The organism is Escherichia sp. E2586 (assembly GCF_005781105.1).
GTDB lineage: Bacteria > Pseudomonadota > Gammaproteobacteria > Enterobacterales > Enterobacteriaceae > Escherichia.
Map to the genome: position 1 here is coordinate 107,451 of NZ_VATN01000006.1, position 20,945 is coordinate 128,395.

Below are 20,945 nucleotides of genomic sequence, written 5' to 3' on the forward strand. Positions count from 1 at the left end.
CTGCTCAAAACAAGGTATAAAGCATATTCTATAGCGCCCTGGTGAGAGTCACCAGTTTCCTGATTTTGATAAAATGGAGTTTTACATGAAGGCTTTCAACAAGCTGTTTTCCCTCGTTGTTGCATCTGTTCTGGTTTTCTCTCTCGCAGGCTGCGGTGACAAAGAAGAATCTAAGAAATTTAGCGCTAACCTGAACGGTACTGAAATTGCCATTACTTATGTCTACAAAGGCGACAAAGTGATTAAGCAATCTTCAGAAACCAAAATTCAGTTTGCAACCATTGGTGCAACCACCAAAGAAGATGCAGCTAAGAAACTTGAGCCATTAAGCGCCAAATACAAAAACATTCCGGGCGTTGAAGAAAAATTAACCTATACCGATACTTACGCGCAGGAAAATGTAAATATCGATATGGAAAAAGTTGATCTGAAAGCCCTGCAGGGCATTTCCGGTATCAAGATGGGTGATGAAGATACCAGCAAAGGTGTCAGCATGAAGCAGATTGAACTGGTCATGGCTGCTGCTGGTTTTAAAGAAGTGAAATAATCTGTCGGCGGCCATGTTCTTCACATGGCCGCCATGCCCGTCTTAGCTTTTCTTCACATGCTGGCGCGCTGCCAGCCCACGCAGAAAATAACGTAAGAATTGATCGCCGCATTCGCGGAAGTTTTTATGATCCGGTGCACGCATCATTGCAGTAATTTCCGGCATGGAAACGCGGAACTGCTGTTCGGTCAGGATCGCCAGAATGTCATCGGTTTTAAGCGAAAACGCGATGCGTAATTTTTTCAGCACGATGTTGTTATTAATGCGACGTTCCGGCTCCAGTGCCGGAGCAGACTCATCCTTGCCGCGTTTTTCGTAAATCAAACCATTCAGGAATGAAGACAAAACAATGTCCGGACAACGCTGAAAACCCTCTTCGTCTTCTTTACGTAGCCAGACGGCGATCTGTTCCGCGGTGGCTTCAACATTAGCCAGCGCCAGGATACGCACCAGATCATTATTGTTGGCTTTCAAAATGTAGCGCACGCTGCGCAGAATATCGTTACTTAGCATGAGGCCTTCGGGTGTTAATGAGGCAAAAAGCCATTTTAGCAGTCTTTTACAGGCCAATCGCCTCTTTTAAACTTTTCAGATAACGGCGGCTGACAGGGACGGTTAATCCATTACGCAAAATCAACTCAGCCTGACCGTTATCTTCCAGGCGAATCTCCTGTAAATGCGCGAGGTTAACCAGATACTGTCGATGGCAGCGCAGTAGCGGTGTGCGGCTCTCCAGCGTGCGCAAAGTTAATTCTGTGAAGCCCTCTTTCCCTTCCTGGCTGATAACGTAAACACCGCTCATTCGACTACTAACAAACGCCACGTCTTTCATTTGCAGCAAATAAATACGACTATGACCGGTACAAGGGATAAATTTCAGCGCCTGCTGATTTTCCGGTAACAGTGAAACATCCTGCTTGCTGCGCTCCTGTCGCAAACGCACCAGTGTTTTCTCCAGCCGCGCTTCATCAATCGGCTTCAATAGATAATCAAAGGCATGTTCTTCAAAGGCTTTTATAGCGTATTCGTCAAACGCGGTGAGAAAAACAATATACGGGCGATGTTCTGGGTCAAGCATGCCCACCATTTCCAGACCGCTGATACGCGGCATCTGGATATCGAGAAACAGCACATCCGGGCGCAGTTTATGCACCGCGCCGATCCCTTCTACGGCGTTTGAACATTCGCCGACAATTTCAATATCACTCTGCTCCTGCAGAAACACACGCAGGTTTTCCCGTGCTAACGGTTCATCATCGACAATTAAGACTTTAATCATGCCTCATCCCTCCATGGCAGTCGTAACGTTATTCGGGTGTAACTATCAGGCTCACAGGCGACGCTTATCCCATAGTCATCGCCAAACCGTTCACGTAAACGCTTATCCACCAGATTCATCCCCAGCCCGCTGGCATTGGTTGCCGGTTGATACAAACCGGCATTGTCTTCGATCTCCAGCATTAAATGTTGCCCATCACGTCGGGCGCTAATTGCCACTCTCCCCGTATCCAGGAGTTGTGATGTCCCATGTTTGATGGCGTTTTCCACTATCGGTTGTAGGGTAAACGCGGGCAATTGCTGCTGAGATAACGCCTCCGGAATAGAAATATTGACCTGCAACCGCGACTGGAAACGCGCCTTTTCAATTTGCAGATAAGCATTCACATGTTCAATTTCGTCGGCGAGAGTAACAAACTCCGAAGGCCGCTTTAAGTTTTTGCGGAAAAAAGTGGAAAGATACTGCACCAGCTGACTGGCCTGTTCGCTGTCACGGCGGATCACGGCTTTGATGGTGTTAAGCGCATTAAACAAAAAATGGGGATTGACCTGGGCGTGAAGCAGTTTGATCTCTGACTGGGTGAGCATCGCTTTTTGCCGCTCATACTGCCCGGCGAGGATCTGCGCCGAAAGCAGTTGTGCAATCCCCTCCCCCAGCGTGCGGTTGATCGAGCTGAACAGCCGATTTTTAGCTTCATACAATTTGATGGTACCCATCACCCGCTGATTTTCACCACGCAGAGGGATCACCAGCGTTGAGCCTAACTTGCACTGCGGATGCAAAGAGCAACGATAGGGCACTTCGTTGCCATCGGCGTAAACCACTTCTCCGGTTTCAATGGCTTTTAAGGTATAAGCCGAAGAAATCGGTTTGCCGGGTAAATGATGGTCGTCACCAATACCAGTAAAAGCCAACAGTTTCTCGCGATCGGTAATCGCTACCGCGCCAATATCCAGCTCCTGATACAGCACCTGGGCCACCTTCATGCTGTTCACTTCGTTAAAGCCCTGGCGCAAAATGCCTTCCGTCGAGGCCGCAACTTTCAGCGCGGTAGCGGAAAAAGCCGAGGTGTATTTTTCAAACATCGCGCGCTTATCGAGCAAAATGCGCATAAACAGCGCCGCGCCCACGGTGTTGGTTACCATCATCGGCGCAGCGATATTACTCACCAGACGCACCGCATCTTCATAAGGCCGGGCAATCGCCAGGATGATCAGCATTTGCACCATTTCCGCGACGAACGTGACGGCACCAGCGGTAATGGGGTTAAAGACTTTATCGGTACGCCCGCGGCGGATCAGGATGCTATGTACCAGCCCGCCGAGCAATCCTTCGACGATCGTCGAGATCATGCAACTCAGCGCGGTCATGCCCCCCATCGAATATCGATGTAGACCGCCGGTCAGACCAACCAGTCCGCCCACTACCGGACCACCGAGTAAGCCGCCCATCACCGCGCCAATCGCTCGCGTATTAGCAATCGAGTCGTCGATGTGTAACCCGAACCAGGTGCCCATGATGCAGAAGATGGAAAAGACGATATAGCAGAGAAATTTGTGCGGCAGACGAACTGTGACCTGCATTAACGGTATGAATAATGGCGTTTTACTCATCAACCACGCAATAACCAGAAAAACGCACATCTGCTGAAGCAGCAGCAACACCAGATTAAAATCGTACATACCCGCAAACCACACGTCCCTTTAAAACGCGTAACATACATTGCTCGCGTTCAACTTTCTTTGAACTGTTGCAGAAAAATGAAAAATCGTGAGTACGATCACTCAAAACAACCTGGCAAAAACAAAATCATCCTAATCGAGATCAAAAAACGGCCAAAACTACCTGGTTCATAAAAGAACGTCTACAGTTATGCTGGGACCTCGCAAGCAAGGGTGGGACGATGGCGCTTTACACGATTGGTGAAGTGGCGTTGCTTTGTGATATCAACCCTGTCACGTTACGCGCGTGGCAGAGGCGTTATGGGCTGTTAAAACCGCAGCGCACAGACGGCGGTCATCGCCTGTTCAACGATGCCGATATCGACCGGATCCGGGAGATCAAACGCTGGATCGACAACGGTGTGCAGGTCAGCAAAGTTAAAATGCTACTCAGTAATGAGAATGTTGATGTGCAGAACGGCTGGCGCGATCAGCAAGAAACTCTGCTTAGTTACCTGCAAAGTGGCAACCTGCAAAGTCTGCGAATGTGGATCAAAGAGCGTGGTCAGGATTATCCCGCCCAGACGCTCACCACACATCTGTTCATTCCTCTGCGCCGACGGCTTCAGTGCCAACAACCGACTCTCCAGGCACTGCTGGCGATTCTGGACGGCGTACTGATCAACTACATCGCCATTTGCCTGGCTTCGGCACGTAAAAAACAGGGCAAAGATGCGCTGGTGGTTGGCTGGAATATTCAGGATACCACTCGTCTGTGGCTGGAGGGCTGGATTGCCAGTCAACAAGGATGGCGCATTGATGTCCTCGCCCACTCGCTCAATCAACTACGCCCTGAACTGTTCGAAGGCCGTACATTGCTGGTGTGGTGCGGCGAAAATCGAACCTCCGCCCAACAGCAGCAACTCACCAGTTGGCAGGAACAAGGGCATGATATTTTCTCACTCGGCATTTAATGATTCGTTAACAAATGCGCTTTACTGTACAATCCTTTCGTTAACATAAGGAGTGCATTATGCGCATAGCTAAAATTGGGGTTATCGCCCTGTTCCTGTTTATGGCGTTAGGCGGTATCGGTGGCGTAATGCTCGCAGGTTATACCTTTATTTTGCGTGCTGGCTAAGCGCCTGCACCAGCCGTTCAAACAGGCGGTCTACGATGATCGCCGCCAGTGCCACCAGTAACGCCCCTTGGATCACATACGCGGTATTAAATCCGCTAAGCCCGATGATGATGGGCGTACCCAGCGTACTGGCCCCAACCGTTGAGGCAATGGTCGCCGTGCCAATGTTGATAATTACTGAAGTCCGCACGCCTGCCAGAATCACCGGCGCTGCCAGCGGTAACTCGACTTTGCGCAGTCGCTGACTACGGCTCATTCCCATGCCTTTGGCAACTTCGGTCACGCTGGCATCAATCGCTCCCAGCCCGGCAAGTGTCGCCTGCAAGATGGGGAGCACGCCGTAAAGGATCAGCGCGATAATCGCCGGTTGCTGGCCAAACCCAATCACCGGAACGGCAATCGCCAGCATCGCGACGGGCGGAAAAGTCTGCCCAACGGCGGCAATAGTTTCCACCATCGGGCGAAATTCCGCGCCCCACGGGCGAGTGACAGCAATTCCGGCACCAGTGCCAATGATCACCGCAAATAAACTCGAAATTCCCACCAACCAGAAATGAGCCAGTGCCAGAGCTGCAAAACTTTCTTGTTGATAAACGGGTCGTGGCAGTTGTGGGAACAAGGCAGCAAACAGCGGCTGGCTGTAAGGCAGCCAGAAGATCAGCGCCACAAACAGAGCAATGAGCCAGAACAGCGGATCGCGCAACATCTTCATACGCTTACGCCTCCACCAGCAGATCCTGAAAATGCAGCGTGCCGCAAGGCTGGCCCTGCGTGTTGACCACCGGCAGCACTTCGCATCCCCGCGCAACAAACAGGGAGAGCGCATCGCGTAGCGTCATCTCTTCTGCCAGCGCCTCACCTTCAGCCCGTTCTTCGCGGCGCACGTAATCCGCTACGCTACGCAATGACAACAGACGCACACCCAGTTCGCTGCGCCCAAAAAACTGGCGGACAAAATCGTTTGCCGGACGAGTCAGCATCGCCAGCGGATTGCCCTGCTGTACCACTTCACCGTGATCCATTAACACCAGATGTTCTGCCAGCCGTAGTGCTTCATCAATATCATGAGTGACCAGCACAATGGTGCGCCCCAGCAAACGGTGAATGCGCGTCATCTCTTGTTGCAACGCGCCGCGCGTTACCGGGTCCAGCGCGCCAAAGGGTTCATCCATCAGTAAGACTTGCGGATCGGCAGCCAACGCGCGCGCCACCCCCACACGTTGCTGTTGACCGCCGGAAAGCTGGTGCGGATAACGCTCACGCAAATTCGGTTCCAGCCCCAGTAACGCCATTAGTTCGTCGATACGATCGTCAATCCGCGCCCGCGACCATTTTTGTAATTGCGGCACGGTGGCGATGTTTTGCTCCACGCTCCAGTGGGGAAACAGGCCAATAGATTGAATGGCATAGCCCATCCGGCGGCGCAGCTCCATCACTGGCAGCGAGCGAATTTCTTCTCCGGCAAAGCGGATCACTCCGCTGTCATGCTCCACCAGGCGGTTAATCATTTTCAGGGTGGTGGATTTACCGGAGCCAGATGTACCGATCAGCACCGAAAAACTCCCTTCCTGAAAATTGAGATTGAGATCGTTAACGGCTTTTTGTGCGCCGAACAGTTTGCTGACATGGCTAAATTCAATCATTACGTTTCACCTTCAGCAGTGCGATAAGCAAATCGAACAGCGCGTCGATCAGCACCGCCAGAACAATTACCGGGATCACCCCCAGCAACACTAAATCAATGGCACTGCTTAGCAGCCCCTGGAAAACCAACGCCCCAAAGCCACCCGCACCAATTAACGCCGCAATCACCGCCATACCGACGGTCTGCACCATCACCACCCGCAGGCTGCGCAGAAATACTGGCAGCGCCAGCGGTAACTGGACATGCAGGAAACGCTGCGCCCCGCTCATACCCATCGCTGTGGCGCTCTCCAGCACATCACGCGGGATCTGGTTCAAGCCGACTACCACGCCGCGCACCAGAGGCAGCAAAGCATAGAGCACCAGCGCTATCAGTGCTGGCGTCATGCCTGTTCCTGCCACACCAAGCGTACCCAGCAACGGAAAGGCAGTAACCAGCGCGGCAAGCGGCGCAATCAACAGGCCAAAAAGCGCCACCGAAGGCACGGTCTGAATGACATTGAGCAGAGAAAAAATCGCTCCCTGCCGCGCAGTGGAAAAGTAGCACCAGACGCCCAGCGGCACGCCAATCACTAACGCAGGCAGCACCGCACCAAACAGCAACATCAGATGTTGTGTCAGCGCGTCGTCAAACACATCCTGACGGTTGGCGTATTCTTTCATTAGCGAGAGATCGTTAAGCGCGCCGGAGTACAGCAACCACAGCGGAATGATGGCAATCTGCATATGCAACAACCAGCGCCACAGCGGATGCGTGGAGATTCGGCGGATGGCATCGCTACAGGCCAGCAATGCCAGCGCCGCAGCCAGCCAGAAACCACTGCCGAGGCTGGTACGCGCCAGCGCACTGCCATTTTGCGCCAGTTGTGTCGCCGCCTTTCCAGCTCCCCACACCAGCAATACGAAGACGAATTGCGCCAGAATGAGTGCAAAAATGCTGCCTTTTCTACCGGGAATAAAACAGGCAGTCAGCCAGGCGCAACCAACGCCCACCAGCATCCAGATCGTTTGTGGCCACAGTTGCCAGAGATAACGTCCCTCACCAGAGACTAACCTGTTAGGTGCATAGCTGATAAACGGCAGCGCCGCTGCGATTGCCGTCAGCAACAGCAGCAGCGCCAGAACAGGATTAATACGTAGATAAGACACGGGAAATTACTTCGTCCACCCTTTTTGTTTCAGATAGTCGGCAGCCACTTTTTTGGCATCCAGTCCTTCAACGGCAATGCTGGCATTCAGTTTTTGTAACGTTTTTTCATCGAGGCTGGCGAAGACTGGCTGTAGCCACTGTGCCATTTGCGGATACTCTTTCAACACCGACTCACGCACCACTGGTGCAGGCGCGTAGATCGGTTGAACACCCTGCGGATCGCTTAAGGTTTGCAGCCCCAGCGCCGCGACCGGGCCGTCAGTGCCGTAAGCCATCGCCGCATTAACGCCAGAGGTTTGCTGGGCAGCGGCTTTGATCGTCACCGCCGTGTCGCCACCGGCCAGTGACAGCAACTGATCCTGATCGAGTTTAAAGCCATAGGCTTTTTCAAAAGCGGGTAACGCATCGGCGCGTTCGATAAACTCTGCCGAGGCTGCCAGTTTGAAGGTGCCGCCCTCTTTCAGATAACGGCTCAGGTCGGCAAGCGAAGTGAGTTTGTTTTTCTCTGCCACATCCTGGCGCACGGCGATGGTCCAGGTGTTATTCGCAGGTGCGGGCGTCAGCCAGATTAACTTGTTTTGCTCCGCATCGAGCTTTTTGACTTTCTCGTAGCCCTGCCCGGCATTTTTCCACGCTGCATCGTTTTCATCTTTAAAGAAGAAAGCACCATTGCCGGTATATTCCGGATAGATATCCAGTTCGCCGGAAGTAATTGCCCCGCGCACCACGGGTGTCGTTCCCAACTGGACTTTATTCACCGTCGGTACGCCGTGGCTTTCGAGTACCTGCAAGATGATGTTGCCGAGTAGTGCGCCTTCAGTATCGATTTTCGAACCGACTTTAACGGGGGAAGCCGCCTGTAGCGGCAGGCTCACAGCTGCCAACATAACCAGTGAACCCGCCCAGAGCTTTGAGAGTGGCATGATGCTTTCCTCATTCTTTTACTGTTGTTTTCAGCGAATTAAGAGAAAAGCATAGTTGATAATAGCGGGGTTAGCCTGACAGGGCGGATTCAGTTGCAGAATCAGATAAATACTTAAAGGGCATATCTTGCCCAGTGTATCTTGCCGGATGCGGCGCTACAAAGGGTGAAAATTAAACAAGTTGCAAACACACCCTGTAGGCCTGATAAGCGCAGCGCATCAGGCAAAGGGCGCAAATTTCGCGCCCTTACTAAAGCATTACAGCAACTCAAACTCGCCTTTCTTAACGCGTGCGGAATCAGTGCCGATAAAGACATTGAACTTACCAGGCTCGGCATCATACTTCATCTGCTGATTCCAGAACTTCAGCGCCTCAATATCGATTGGGAAGCTGACGGTCTGAGTTTCGCCCGGTTTCAGGGTGATTTTCTCAAAACCTTTCAGCTGCTTCACCGGACGACTCATGGAAGCCGTTACATCCTGCAGGTACATCTGAATCACCGTTGCCCCTTCGCGCTTACCGGTGTTCGTCACCTGCACGCTGGCGGTCACTTTACCGTCACGCTTCATGGTCGGCGCAGAAAGTTTCACATCAGAGACGGTGAAAGTGGTGTAGCTCAGACCATAGCCGAACGGATAAAGCGCCCCGTTAGCTTCGTCAAAATAGCGCGAAGTGTATTTGTTCGGCTTGTCGGCATTATACGGACGACCGGTATTCAGATGGCTGTAGTAAACCGGGATCTGCCCGACAGAACGCGGGAAGGACATCGGCAGCTTACCGGACGGGTTGTAATCACCAAACAACACATCGGCAATCGCATTACCCCCTTCCGTACCCGCAAACCAGGTTTCCAGAATCGCGTCGGCCTGCTGATCTTCTTTCACCAACGCCAGCGGGCGACCGTTCATCAGCACCAGCACCAGCGGTTTTCCGGTGGCTTTCAGCGCCGCAATCAAATCGCGCTGGCTTTGCGGAATAGTGATATCGGTCCGGCTGGAGGCTTCGTGCGCCATCCCCTGGGCTTCACCGACCACAGCCACTACCACATCAGATTGTTTCGCGGCCTGCACCGCTTCATCAATCATCTCTTGCGGCGAGCGCGGATCGACTTTGACTGCTTCTTCATACTGATTCAGGAAATCGATAATACCTTTGTCACTGGTGACGTTCGCCCCTTTGGCATACAGCACCTTGCCGTTTTCCCCGACGGCATTTTTAATCCCGGTCAGTACAGTCACGGATTGATCGGCAACACCAGCTGCGGACCAGCTGCCCATCACGTCACGTTTGCTGTCCGCCAGTGGACCAACCACCGCAATGGTTGCCGACTTTTTCAGCGGCAGGGTTTCAAGGCGGTTTTTCAGCAACACCAGGCTTTCGCGCGCCACTTCACGTGCTTCTTTGCGGTGCAGGCGGCTTTCGGCATTGGTATCAACCGGGTCAGACTCTTTCGGACCAAGATGGCTGTATGGGTCGTTAAATAACCCCATATCATATTTAACGTTCAGTACATGGCGGGCAGCGTCGTCCAGCTCTTCCATGGTCACTTTGCCAGACTTGATCAAACCAGGCAGATACTTCGAGTAATACTCGTCACTCATGCTCATGTTGATCCCGGACTTAAGCGCCACGCGCACCGCATCTTCCGGGTCTGCCGCCGTGCCATGTTTAATCAGCTCTTTGATTGCACCGTGATCGGAAACCGTGATGCCTTTAAAACCCCACTGGTCGCGCAGAACATCTTTCAGCAGCCAGGAATCAGAAGTTGCAGGCGTGCCGTTGAGTGAGTTCAGCGCCACCATCACCGCGCCGCTGCCTGCGTCCAGCCCCGCTTTGTACGGCGGCATATAGTCATTAAACAGGCGCTGCGGGCTCATATCGACGGTGTTGTACTCTTTACCGCCTTCAACCGCACCGTAAGCAGCAAAGTGTTTGACGCTGGTCATCACCGAGTAGCGATCTGCCGGGCTTTTACCCTGCATCGCTTCAACCATGGTTTTACCCATAATTGAGGTGAGATAGGTATCTTCACCAAAACCTTCGGAAGCGCGACCCCAGCGAGGATCGCGCGAGACATCGACCATCGGCGCCCAGGTCATGTTCAGGCCATCGTCCGCAGCTTCATAAGCTGAAACGCGCCCGACGGTTTTCACTGCGTCGAGGTTAAAAGAGGACGCAAGACCGAGGCTAATCGGGAAGACGGTGCGCTGACCGTGCAGCACGTCGTAGGCAAAGAAGAGAGGAATTTTCAGGCGGCTCAGTTCCATCACTTGATCCTGCATGGCGCGGATATCCTGACGGGTTACGGTGTTGAAAATCGCCCCAACCTGCCCGTCTTTGATCATCTCGCGGATCGCCTCTTTCGGGTTATCCGGACCAACGCTGATTAAACGCAGCTGACCAATTTTCTCATCGACCGTCATTTTCTTGAGCAGCTCGGTGACGAACGCATCCCGCGCTTCGGGCGTTAATGGATGGTTGCCGAATAAATCATCCGCCAGTGCTGGCTGTAGGGCCAGACTCACCGCGATACCTACTGAACATAGCCATTTCATGTGGATTATTCTTCCTCTGTTGCCCGACGTGGCAGCGAAAATGGTGCAAAAGCGGTAGTTTGCCATAACCCTGATAGAGAGAGAAAAAGAAAGCTCAGTTTATTGTCTGAATTTTCAAAATATTCACTCGCTGAATTGTCATACAAGGCGCTATTCTAGTTTGTGATGTTTTTTCGCCACCACAAGGAGTGGAAAATGTCTTCCATGACAACAACTGATAATAAAACCTTTTTGAATGAACTTGCCCGTCTGGTCGGTTCTTCATACCTGCTCACCGATCCCGCAAAAACGGCCCGCTATCGCAAGGGCTTCCGCTCCGGTCAGGGTGACGCGCTGGCCGTTGTTCTTCCAGGCTCGCTACTGGAATTGTGGCGAGTACTGAAAGCCTGCGTCACCGCCGACAAAATTATTCTGATGCAGGCCGCCAATACGGGTCTGACCGAAGGCTCGACACCAAATGGTAACGATTATGATCGCGATATCGTGATCATCAGCACCCTGCGCCTCGACAAGCTGCATGTTCTCGGTAAGGGCGAACAGGTGCTGGCGTATCCTGGCACTACGCTCTATTCGCTGGAAAAAGCCCTCAAACCATTAGGCCGTGAACCGCACTCGGTGATTGGTTCGTCGTGTATAGGCGCATCGGTCATCGGCGGTATCTGTAACAACTCCGGCGGCTCACTGGTGCAGCGTGGTCCGGCGTATACCGAAATGTCGTTGTTTGCACGCATTGATGAAAACGGCAAACTGACGCTGGTCAACCATCTGGGGATTGATCTGGGCGAAACGCCGGAGCAGATCCTCAGCAGGCTGGATGACGATCGCATCAAAGAGGATGATGTGCACCACGATGGTCGCCACGCCCACGATTATGACTATGTTCATCGCGTGCGTGATATCGAAGCCGACACACCTGCACGTTATAACGCCGATCCGGATCGCCTGTTTGAATCCTCCGGTTGCGCCGGAAAACTGGCCGTCTTCGCCGTGCGTCTCGACACCTTTGAAGCGGAAAAAAATCAGCAGGTGTTTTATATCGGCACCAACCAGCCGGACGTGCTGACCGAAATCCGCCGCCATATTCTGGCTAATTTCGAAAATCTGCCGGTTGCCGGGGAATACATGCACCGGGATATCTACGATATCGCGGAAAAATACGGCAAAGACACCTTCCTGATGATCGACAAACTAGGCACCGACAAGATGCCGTTATTCTTTAATCTCAAGGGACGTACCGATGCGATGCTGGAGAAGGTGAAGTTCTTCCGCCCACACTTTACCGATCTCGCAATGCAGAAATTCAGTCATTTGTTCCCCAGTCATTTGCCACCGCGCATGAAAAGCTGGCGCGATAAATATGAACATCATCTGCTGTTAAAAATGGCGGGGGATGGCGTGGGCGAAGCAAAATCCTGGCTGGTAGATTTTTTCAAACAGGCCGAAGGCGATTTCTTTGTCTGTACGCCGGAAGAAGGCAGTAAAGCGTTTTTACACCGTTTCGCGGCGGCAGGCGCAGCGATACGTTATCAGGCCGTGCATTCCGATGAAGTCGAAGACATTCTGGCGCTGGATATTGCTCTGCGGCGTAATGACACCGAGTGGTATGAACATCTGCCGCCGGAAATCGACAGCCAGCTGGTGCATAAGCTCTATTACGGGCATTTTATGTGCTACGTCTTCCACCAGGATTACATCGTTAAGAAAGGCGTGGATGTGCATGCGCTGAAGGAGCAGATGCTGGAATTGTTACGCCAGCGCGGCGCGCAATATCCTGCCGAGCATAACGTCGGTCATTTGTATAAAGCACCGGAGACACTGCAAAAGTTTTATCGTGAAAACGATCCAACTAACAGTATGAATCCAGGGATCGGTAAAACCAGTAAGCGGAAAAACTGGCAAGAAGTGGAGTAAATACGGCTGGATGCCTGATACGCAAGCATCGCATCAGGCACGGACAACGAATGCCGGATGCGGCGTGAACGCCTTCTCCGGCCTACGGGCAAGCAAACTTAATCGTTCTGTGCCGTCTGCCCTGCCGCCGCCATCTGGGCGGCCTTTTGTTTTTTATAACTCAATGCCGCTGCCGGAACGGGCATCACTTTGCCGGTTTCAATCCATGTACGCAGGCGGCTGGCATCGGCAAAATGGGTATATTTGCCAAACGCATCCATCACCACCAGCGCCACTGGTTTATTATTGAAAACCGTGCGCATCACCAGGCAATGCCCTGCGGCATTGGTAAAGCCGGTTTTGGTTAGCTGGATATTCCAGTTATCGCGATACACCAGATGGTTAGTATTGCGGAATGGCAGCGTATACGACGGATTAGAGAAGGTCGCCATATCTTCACGGGTGGTACTTAACTGACCGATCAACGGATATTGTTTGGTGGCAATCAACAATTTGGTCAGATCACGGGCAGTCGAAACGTTATGCACTGATAGCCCGGTCGGTTCAACGAAGCGCGTGTTATTCATCCCGAGAGCTTTTGCTTTCGCATTCATTGCTTTAATAAATGCGTTATAACCGCCAGGATAATGATGTGCCAGGCTCGCCGCCGCGCGGTTTTCCGAAGACATCAACGCCAGCAGCAGCATATCTTTACGGCTGATTTCACTGTTCAGTCGTACGCGCGAATAGACCCCTTTCATCTCCGGCGTCTGGCTGATGTCTACTTTTAGTTTCTCATCCAGCGGCAGTCGTGCATCCAGCACAACCATCGCAGTCATTAATTTGGTGATTGAGGCAATCGGACGCACCAGATCCGGGTGGTTCGAATAGATCACTTTGTTGGTATTAAGATCAACAATCATCGCGCTACCGGAAGCAATTTCCGGCTGCGAAGCAGTGGTAGCGGCTGCCGTTTTCGCAGCGGCCTGCGGTGCAAAAGGCACAGCCAGCATCAGGGCCAGGCTAAATAAAGAAACTCGAAATTTCGGCATGATGAGCATTCAAATAGTGGTTCACGCGCACGGGTTGCGCACCGCCGGAGTAAGGATTTACTGAGGCTAGCGAAGCCATCATAACGAGCAAAAAGTGCGGTCGTCAAAGGAGAATCGTGAGGAAATGCTGCATTGCTGACATTTACGCCAGCAATGCAACGCAAAAGAACTTTCTAGAACAGACGATAACCGTACCCCCAGAGTATGACGGTAAGGGCGAGCAGGACTTCCAGTACCAGCACACCAATCGCCAGTGTCGAACTGGAGAAGCTAAGACCTTCCTCTTTGTTAATATTCAGGAAGCTTGGAATACCGAGATAAAGCAGATACCCCGTGTAAAACAGCGCCACCGTGCCGACCAGAGCACACAGCCAGACCAGCGGGTAAAGCGCTACCAGACCGCTTAGAAACAGCGGCGTCGCGACGTATCCCGCGAAGACCATACAGTGCGCAAGCGACGGGCGCTGTGGGTAATTGCGCGCCATCCACCAAATGACCCGCCCCATCACCGCGACCCCAGCCAGCATCACGCCATAAAACAAGACAGCCAACGCCAGTCCGGTAAACCAGGATAACTTCAGGATAGTGCCATCGCCAAAATTCCAGCCGATTTGCGTGGTGCCAATGAAGGCGCAAATCACCGGAATCGCCGCCATCAGCAAAACGTGGTGGGTGTAGTGGTGAGAAATCGTTTCGTTTTCACGATTAATTACCTGCATTTCACGATCGGGATGGGAAAACAGTCCCCAGACATGGCTCATACCGCCCCCTTGTTGTGAGTTCATGAACCTGACAGTTCAAGTATAAGTCAGCTTGTGATTATTTTTTGCGCGATCACTAAATTAGTGCACTGCCCTGCGGGGCTTTTTCTGCATGAATGATTTACTGTGTGTATGCTTACAGGCAACCAAAGGGAGACAGACTGACCTATGGATATTAATACGCTTATTTCACAATATGGTTATGCCGCGCTGGTACTTGGCAGTCTGGCTGAAGGTGAAACCGTCACCTTGCTCGGTGGTGTTGCCGCGCATCAGGGGCTGCTGAAATTCCCGTTGGTGGTACTTTCCGTAGCACTTGGCGGCATGATTGGCGACCAGGCGCTTTATCTGTGTGGACGGCGGTTTGGCGGCAAGCTGTTACGACGTTTATCAAAACATCAGGACAAAATTGAACGGGCGCAGAAGCTGATCCAACGTCATCCGTATCTGTTTGTTATTGGTACACGTTTTATGTATGGCTTTCGGGTGATTGGTCCGACGCTGATTGGCGCTAGTCAGCTACCGCCGAAAATATTTCTACCGCTGAATATTCTCGGCGCATTTGCCTGGGCGCTGATTTTTACCACCATTGGCTACGCAGGTGGCCAAGTGATTGCGCCGTGGTTGCACGAACTTGACCAACATTTGAAGCACTGGGTTTGGTTGATTCTGGTTGTGGCTCTGGTGGTTGGTGTTCGCTGGTGGCTGAAACGGCGCGGGAAATGAAACGTCGGTGAGGTCCAACGTTTCTCTGCTTAATACTTGATAAATGAGACATCAACCGCGTTTATAGCCCCCGCCCAGCGCACTGGTGAGTTGAATGGAGGCATCCAGCCATTGCCCTTGCAAAAGCAGGCCGTTGGCTCGTTCGCGAAGCGCCGGAATTCTGGCTTCACTGACGCGGGAACCCGCGATGATGCCCGCGTTAAATCGCGCCTGTGCCAGCCCCACCACACGCATGGCATCGCGCTCAATTTGCGCCTGATGCTGGTTTTTCTCTGCCAGTATCTGCACCTGACTCGCCGCCCGCGCCACATCGTTCACCGCCTCGACCACTGCTTTGTTGTAGTTGGCAATCGACAAGTTGCTTTCGGCTTTCGCAATATCAAGATTGGCATTAAGTCTGCCGCTGTCGAATATTGGCAATGTCAGCCCCGCCGTGACGCCCATCTGTTGGGCGGAACTACGAAAAAGATCGCTTAAATGCAAGGCATCCTGTTGCAGGAAGGCCATCAGATTGATGTCGGGATAAAATGCCGCTTTTGCTGCGTCGATGGTACTTAACGACGACTCGACATACCAATGCGCCGCCTGCAAATCTGCCCGCCGGGCCAGCAAGGAATATCCCAGTTCATCAGGAAGCTGGCTTGCCACTTTCGGCAACGTGACCGGATGCAGCTTCAATGCGCTTTTCTGATGGTTGGTGAGCGCACTTAATCGCGCCTCGATAATTTTCATTTTACCCGCGACATCGTTGAGCTGTTGCTGGGTTTTACTGGCATTAATATCGGTTTCCACACCTTCAACCGAAGAGGTAATTCCACGCTGATAGAGCTGGCGATCGGTCGCAATAATGGTGTTCTGCTCTTTTTCGATTTGCAGCAAAACCGTGTTCAACGCCGCCTGAGTTTGCCAATCCCAGTACAAACGGGCCACGCTGCCAGCCAGCAATTGCCGGGTCTGCTCACGTTCCGCCACCCGAGCTTTTACTGAACCGAGGCGAGCAGTAACTTCCGCCCGATTCTTTCCCCAAATATCAAGATGCCAGCCCGCCGTTAAACCAAAAGTACCGTTGGTATACCACGGCCCCGTGGTACCGGCAGCAGGATCGTTCAGGGCAAACGGCCCCATTAACCCTTCAGCCGACATTTTTTGCCGTTGCATATCCGCAGAAAAATCTACCTGTGGGCCATCCTGGGTCGCTACTGCTTTCGCCTGCGCTTCAGCCAGTTGAATGCGCTGTTCAGCCACCTGCATATCCGGCGCGTTCTGTATTGCATTATTAATTAAGGAAGTGAGTTGATTATCGTGGTATTCCAGCCACCACTGGCTGTCTGGCCAACCGTTTTTCAATGCCGCAGGTAACGCAGTGTCCACTTGCGTGGCAGGCGTTTGCAGGTTTAACGCCTGACGAGTTTCGTGTACAGGCGCACACCCAGCCAACAAAATTAAAAGCGGAAAACAGACGCTTGCTGCATTAAATGAATCACGATTCATGGGGAATAATCAGGTAAGAAACGGTGCGCGGAGATTACCGTGTGCGGCGAAATATTTTTTAGTTTCACGTGGCAATACATCAGCGGAAATAAAACGACATATCCAGAAAAATATACAATAAGTGAATGATATCCTCTGATTTATCTTAATCGTTTATGAATGACGGCAAAGAGTTTCATTTTTTCCTATACTTATTCAGCACTCACAAATAAAGGAACGCCAATGAAAATTATACTCTGGGCAGTATTGATTATTTTCCTGATTGGGCTACTGGTGGTGACTGGCGTATTTAAGATGATATTTTAAAATTAATTAATGTCATCAGATTCGAAAATAACGAGAATATTTCAGTCTCTCATCCTGTTGCGCTCCTGTCATGTGCATTGCTTCATATAATCACTGGCGCAAGGAGCGCGCAAGGGGCGGCCAATCGCCGCCGCCCCCTGCCCCCCCGGGCTCTGGCGAACAAAATCGCCGCTGCGCGGTGCCCTCGGCTTATCCCTTACGGCTACCGGGTCGGGCGCGAGGTAACATCCCTGTAAGACGCGCCCTCAGCCCACATCCATGTGGGCTGCCCCGGCCTTCAGGGAACGCCTCGGCGATTTTGACGCCACCAAACAACCGTGCGGCCTATTGATAAAGAGCTAACACATTGTCAAAAAAACATCACTATAGTTTTTTAGAGTTTCTCGATATCAATTGCCTGAATAGCCCTTGCAATATCAGGGGAATTATTCAACACCCGCACATGCTGAAATAATTCCGTTGCTTCATCATATTCTTTACGTAAATAACTCAACCACTGCTTGATCCGCGCGACGTGATATAACCCGGTATCCCCCTGTTTCTCCAGACGGGTATACTTTTGCAGCAATGCAACGACCTCCGGCCATGGCATTCGCGGTTCGTTATATTTCACCACCCGACTCAGGTTGGGAATATTGAGCGCCCCGCGCCCAATCATCACCGCGGCGCAGCCGCTGATAGCCATACATTGCTGCGCACTCTGCCAGTCCCAGATTTCACCATTGGCAATTACCGGAATATTCAGCCGCTGGCGAATCTCGCCAATCGCCCGCCAGTCAATATGCTCCGCGCGGTACCCCTGCTCTTTTGTCCGCCCATGCACCACCAGCTCCGTAGCACCAGCCTGTTGAACAGCATCGGCAATTTCAAATTTTTTCTCGCCACTGTCCCAGCCCAAACGCACTTTCACGCTGACGGGCAAATGCGCCGGTACAGCTTCGCGCATCGCTTTCGCGCCCTGGTAGATGAGTTCGGGATCTTTCAGTAACGTTGCCCCACCACCGCTGCCGTTAACCGTTTTCGACGGGCAGCCGCAGTTAAGATCCACGCCCCAGGAACCTAATTCCACCGCACGGGCGGCGTTCTCTGCCAGCCATTGCGGGAACTGCCCCAGCAACTGTACGCGCACCAGCGTACCTGAAGGAGTACGGCTGGCGTTTTGTAGCTCAGGACAAATGCGATGAAAAACTTTTACCGGCAGCAGTTGATCCACCACGCGAACAAACTCAGTGATGCACAGATCGTAGTCGTTAACTTCGGTCAGCAATTCGCGCACCAGAGAGTCAAGTACCCCCTCCATTGGCGCCAGTAACACACGCATATCATCACCCGCAAAAAAATGAGGCGCTATGTTAGCGCCTCCGGTCAGCGGATTAAAGGTCTGCCGAGTGAGATTGCTGCAAAGCTGCAATCCCTCTCTATGCTTGATCTATGGCAAACACACTTTCTGTTGCGAAAAAGCAGATTTGCCTGAGTTCGCTGCTCACATCGTCATACCCAGGCGCGAAAAATAGCGATGAATTCTTAATGTGATCTGTAGCACATTTTATGAATTAATTGTATGATGAATCCATCTCATCTGGGGTGTTGATTATGAGTAAGACACTGAACATTATCTGGCAATATTTACGCGCTTTCGTCCTGATTTATGCCTGCCTGTATGCAGGCATTTTCATTGCATCCCTGCTACCGGTAACCATTCCGGGCAGCATTATCGGGATGCTGATCCTGTTTGTCCTGCTGGCCTTGCAAATTCTTCCGGCGAAGTGGGTCAATCCGGGGTGTTACGTTTTAATTCGCTATATGGCGCTATTGTTTGTGCCGATTGGCGTAGGCGTAATGCAATATTTTGATTTACTACGCGCGCAGTTTGGCCCGGTAGTGGTTTCCTGTGCAGTCAGTACGCTGGTGGTTTTTCTGGTGGTGAGCTGGAGTTCTCAACTGGTGCACGGTGAACGTAAGGTCGTAGGTCAGAAAGGATCAGAAGAATGATGGCAAATATCTGGTGGTCATTACCGCTGACGTTGATTGTCTTTTTTGCCGCCCGCAAGCTGGCGGCGCGGTATAAGTTTCCCTTGCTTAACCCGTTGCTGGTGGCAATGGTGGTGATCATTCCTTTTTTAATGCTGACCGGCATCTCTTACGACAGCTACTTTAAAGGTAGCGAAGTGCTAAACGATCTGCTGCAACCGGCGGTCGTCGCGCTGGCCTATCCTTTATATGAACAGTTGCATCAGATCCGCGCCCGCTGGAAATCAATCATCACCATCTGTTTTATCGGCAGCGTGGTAGCGATGGTAACAGGGACTTGCGTGGCATTGTTGATGGGGGCTTCACCGGAAATTGCTGCGTCAATATTACCGAAATCAGTCACTACGCCAATTGCGATGGCTGTCGGCGGCAGTATTGGCGGTATTCCGGCAATCAGCGCAGTTTGTGTCATTTTCGTCGGGATCCTCGGCGCGGTCTTTGGTCATACGTTACTTAATGCGATGCGTATTCGTACCAAAGCGGCGCGCGGTCTGGCGATGGGGACAGCTTCCCATGCCCTCGGTACGGCGCGCTGCGCCGAGCTGGATTATCAGGAAGGCGCATTTAGTTCGCTGGCGCTGGTGTTATGCGGGATTATTACTTCGTTGATCGCGCCGTTCCTTTTCCCAATTATTCTGGCAGTCATGGGCTAAAATTTGCGATGCGTCGCGCATTTTTGATGTACGTTTCACTTGTTGCATAATTAATGAGATTCAGATCACATATAAAGCCATAGCAGGTTCGTAAACTGTTATCCCATTACATGATTATGAGGCAACGCCATGCATCCACGTTTTCAAACTGCTTTTGCCCAACTTGCGGATAACTTGCAATCTGCGCTGGAACCTATTCTGGCAGACAAGTACTTCCCCGCTTTGTTGACCGGGGAGCAAGTCTCTTCGCTTAAGAGCGCAACCGGGCTGGACGAAGACGCGTTGGCTTTCGCACTGCTACCGCTGGCTGCGGCCTGTGCGCGTACGCCATTGTCGAATTTTAACGTTGGCGCTATTGCACGCGGCGTGAGTGGTACATGGTATTTCGGTGCCAATATGGAATTTATTGGTGCAACAATGCAGCAAACTGTTCATGCCGAACAAAGTGCTATCAGCCACGCCTGGTTAAGCGGTGAGAAAGCTCTCGCGGCCATCACCGTTAACTACACGCCTTGTGGTCACTGCCGTCAGTTTATGAATGAACTGAACAGCGGTCTGGATCTGCGTATTCATCTGCCGGGTCGCGAAGCGCACGCACTGCGTGACTATCTGCCGGATGCCTTTGGACCAAAAGATCTGGAGATAAAAACGCTGCTGATGGACGAGCAGGATCACGGCTTTACGCTCACTGGTGATGCGCTTTCTCAGGCAGCGATTGCCGCGGCAAACCGTTCGCACATGCCTTACAGTAAGTCACCAAGCGGTGTAGCGCTGGAATGCAAAGACGGTCGTATTTTCAGCGGCAGCTACGCTGAAAACGCCGCATTCAACCCGACTCTGCCGCCGTTGCAGGGTGCGTTAATTCTGTTGAATCTCAAGGGTTATGATTACCCGGATATCCAGCGCGCGGTTCTGGCAGAAAAAGCCGATGCGCCGTTGATTCAATGGGATGCAACCTCCGCAACGCTGAAAGCTCTCGGTTGTCACAGTATCGACCGCGTTCTTCTCGCTTAAGCCTGGTGCCGGATGCGGCGTGAACGCCTTGTCCGGCCTACAGGTCTGGCACGCTGATAAGCGTTGCCTCAGGCTTGTCAGCGCTCTCCTGATGTCGAAAATCCCGGCAAACAGTTTACC

The 20,945-nt window shown here is 52.1% G+C and carries 21 protein-coding genes; 9 read left to right on the plus strand and 12 right to left on the minus strand.

What is annotated here, in order from left to right; all coding sequences use genetic code 11:
- Positions 1 to 85: 85 nt before the first annotated feature.
- Positions 86 to 547 (plus strand): YehR family lipoprotein, encoded by a 462-nt coding sequence (locus FEK50_RS05670; RefSeq protein ID WP_130207020.1) that lies wholly within the window; start codon positions 86 to 88, stop codon positions 545 to 547.
- 42 nt (positions 548 to 589) lie between these two features.
- Here FEK50_RS05670 and FEK50_RS05675 read toward each other — a convergent pair whose 3' ends face one another.
- From FEK50_RS05675 to btsS, 3 genes are read right to left on the minus strand one after another with little or no spacing between them, the layout of a single operon-like run.
- Positions 590 to 1,060 carry a DUF1456 family protein gene (locus FEK50_RS05675; RefSeq protein WP_130257535.1) on the minus strand — a complete coding sequence of 157 codons (471 nt, stop codon included), beginning with the start codon at positions 1,058 to 1,060 and terminating at the stop codon, positions 590 to 592.
- 46 nt (positions 1,061 to 1,106) lie between these two features.
- Positions 1,107 to 1,826, minus strand: coding sequence for a two-component system response regulator BtsR (gene btsR, locus FEK50_RS05680; protein WP_130207024.1), 720 nt, complete (start codon positions 1,824 to 1,826; stop codon positions 1,107 to 1,109).
- Entirely contained in the window at positions 1,823 to 3,508 is a 1,686-nt protein-coding gene (gene btsS, locus FEK50_RS05685) for a two-component regulatory system sensor histidine kinase BtsS (protein ID WP_130261142.1), read from the minus strand. The genes btsR and btsS overlap by 4 nt, the downstream gene beginning before the upstream one ends.
- 221 nt (positions 3,509 to 3,729) lie before the next feature.
- On the opposite strand from btsS, the gene mlrA reads away from it, so the two are divergent.
- Together mlrA and FEK50_RS05695 are read left to right on the plus strand one after the other, a co-directional pair.
- Positions 3,730 to 4,461, plus strand: coding sequence for an HTH-type transcriptional regulator MlrA (gene mlrA / locus FEK50_RS05690; protein ID WP_130207028.1), 732 nt, complete (start codon positions 3,730 to 3,732; stop codon positions 4,459 to 4,461).
- A gap of 59 nt (positions 4,462 to 4,520) precedes the next feature.
- Positions 4,521 to 4,628: a protein YohO gene (locus tag FEK50_RS05695; protein ID WP_001216963.1), complete on the plus strand. Its 108-nt coding sequence runs from the start codon at positions 4,521 to 4,523 to the stop codon at positions 4,626 to 4,628.
- Here the strand turns inward: FEK50_RS05695 and yehW are convergent.
- The 5 genes from yehW to bglX form a co-directional block, all read right to left on the minus strand.
- Positions 4,609 to 5,340: a glycine betaine ABC transporter permease YehW gene (yehW, locus tag FEK50_RS05700; RefSeq protein ID WP_131161442.1), complete on the minus strand. Its 732-nt coding sequence runs from the start codon at positions 5,338 to 5,340 to the stop codon at positions 4,609 to 4,611. The two genes, FEK50_RS05695 and yehW, sit on opposite strands and share 20 nt — an antisense overlap.
- Before the next feature lie 4 nt (positions 5,341 to 5,344).
- Positions 5,345 to 6,271 carry a glycine betaine ABC transporter ATP binding protein YehX gene (gene yehX / locus FEK50_RS05705; protein ID WP_131161443.1) on the minus strand — a complete coding sequence of 309 codons (927 nt, stop codon included), beginning with the start codon at positions 6,269 to 6,271 and terminating at the stop codon, positions 5,345 to 5,347.
- A complete protein-coding gene (gene yehY, locus FEK50_RS05710; protein WP_131161444.1) occupies positions 6,264 to 7,421 on the minus strand; it encodes a glycine betaine ABC transporter permease YehY in 1,158 nt (385 codons plus the stop codon). Before yehY ends, yehX begins: the two co-directional genes overlap by 8 nt.
- A 6-nt stretch (positions 7,422 to 7,427) precedes the next feature.
- Positions 7,428 to 8,345, minus strand: a complete 918-nt coding sequence (gene osmF / locus FEK50_RS05715) for a glycine betaine ABC transporter substrate-binding protein OsmF (RefSeq protein WP_130207036.1) — start codon at positions 8,343 to 8,345, stop codon at positions 7,428 to 7,430.
- Positions 8,346 to 8,603: 258 nt separating this feature from the next.
- The gene (bglX, locus tag FEK50_RS05720) at positions 8,604 to 10,901 is read right to left on the minus strand and encodes a beta-glucosidase BglX (protein WP_131162577.1); all 2,298 of its coding nucleotides are present in this window, start codon (positions 10,899 to 10,901) and stop codon (positions 8,604 to 8,606) included.
- A 195-nt stretch (positions 10,902 to 11,096) separates the two neighbouring features.
- Between bglX and dld the strand changes: the two genes are divergently transcribed.
- Positions 11,097 to 12,812 (plus strand): D-lactate dehydrogenase, encoded by a 1,716-nt coding sequence (gene dld / locus FEK50_RS05725; protein WP_131162578.1) that lies wholly within the window; start codon positions 11,097 to 11,099, stop codon positions 12,810 to 12,812.
- Between the two features lie 98 nt (positions 12,813 to 12,910).
- Here the strand turns inward: dld and pbpG are convergent, their stop codons facing one another.
- Both pbpG and FEK50_RS05735 read right to left on the minus strand, forming a co-directional pair.
- On the minus strand, positions 12,911 to 13,843 hold the full coding sequence (gene pbpG / locus FEK50_RS05730) for a D-alanyl-D-alanine endopeptidase (RefSeq protein ID WP_130207042.1): 933 nt from the start codon (positions 13,841 to 13,843) through the stop codon (positions 12,911 to 12,913).
- Between the two features lie 173 nt (positions 13,844 to 14,016).
- A complete protein-coding gene (locus FEK50_RS05735; protein WP_001295454.1) occupies positions 14,017 to 14,604 on the minus strand; it encodes a Yip1 family protein in 588 nt (195 codons plus the stop codon).
- A gap of 168 nt (positions 14,605 to 14,772) precedes the next feature.
- Between FEK50_RS05735 and FEK50_RS05740 the strand changes: the two genes are divergently transcribed.
- Entirely contained in the window at positions 14,773 to 15,330 is a 558-nt protein-coding gene (locus FEK50_RS05740) for a DedA family protein (RefSeq protein ID WP_130261138.1), read from the plus strand.
- 51 nt (positions 15,331 to 15,381) lie between these two features.
- Here the strand turns inward: FEK50_RS05740 and mdtQ are convergent, their stop codons facing one another.
- Entirely contained in the window at positions 15,382 to 16,821 is a 1,440-nt protein-coding gene (gene mdtQ, locus FEK50_RS05745) for a multidrug resistance outer membrane protein MdtQ (protein WP_135524372.1), read from the minus strand.
- 222 nt (positions 16,822 to 17,043) lie between these two features.
- Between mdtQ and yohP the strand changes: the two genes are divergently transcribed.
- A complete protein-coding gene (gene yohP / locus FEK50_RS24450) occupies positions 17,044 to 17,127 on the plus strand; it encodes a small membrane protein YohP (protein WP_000691708.1) in 84 nt (27 codons plus the stop codon).
- A gap of 373 nt (positions 17,128 to 17,500) precedes the next feature.
- Here the strand turns inward: yohP and dusC are convergent, their stop codons facing one another.
- Positions 17,501 to 18,448: a tRNA dihydrouridine(16) synthase DusC gene (gene dusC / locus FEK50_RS05755; RefSeq protein ID WP_131162181.1), complete on the minus strand. Its 948-nt coding sequence runs from the start codon at positions 18,446 to 18,448 to the stop codon at positions 17,501 to 17,503.
- Positions 18,449 to 18,720: 272 nt separating this feature from the next.
- On the opposite strand from dusC, the gene FEK50_RS05760 reads away from it, so the two are divergent.
- The 3 genes from FEK50_RS05760 (at position 18,721) to cdd (ending at position 20,825) form a co-directional block, all read left to right on the plus strand.
- Positions 18,721 to 19,119, plus strand: coding sequence for a CidA/LrgA family protein (locus tag FEK50_RS05760; protein ID WP_001295452.1), 399 nt, complete (start codon positions 18,721 to 18,723; stop codon positions 19,117 to 19,119).
- Positions 19,116 to 19,811, plus strand: a complete 696-nt coding sequence (locus FEK50_RS05765; RefSeq protein WP_130207051.1) for a CidB/LrgB family autolysis modulator — start codon at positions 19,116 to 19,118, stop codon at positions 19,809 to 19,811. Before FEK50_RS05760 ends, FEK50_RS05765 begins: the two co-directional genes overlap by 4 nt.
- A gap of 129 nt (positions 19,812 to 19,940) precedes the next feature.
- Positions 19,941 to 20,825, plus strand: a complete 885-nt coding sequence (cdd, locus tag FEK50_RS05770; RefSeq protein WP_130207053.1) for a cytidine deaminase — start codon at positions 19,941 to 19,943, stop codon at positions 20,823 to 20,825.
- Positions 20,826 to 20,945 lie beyond the last annotated feature (120 nt).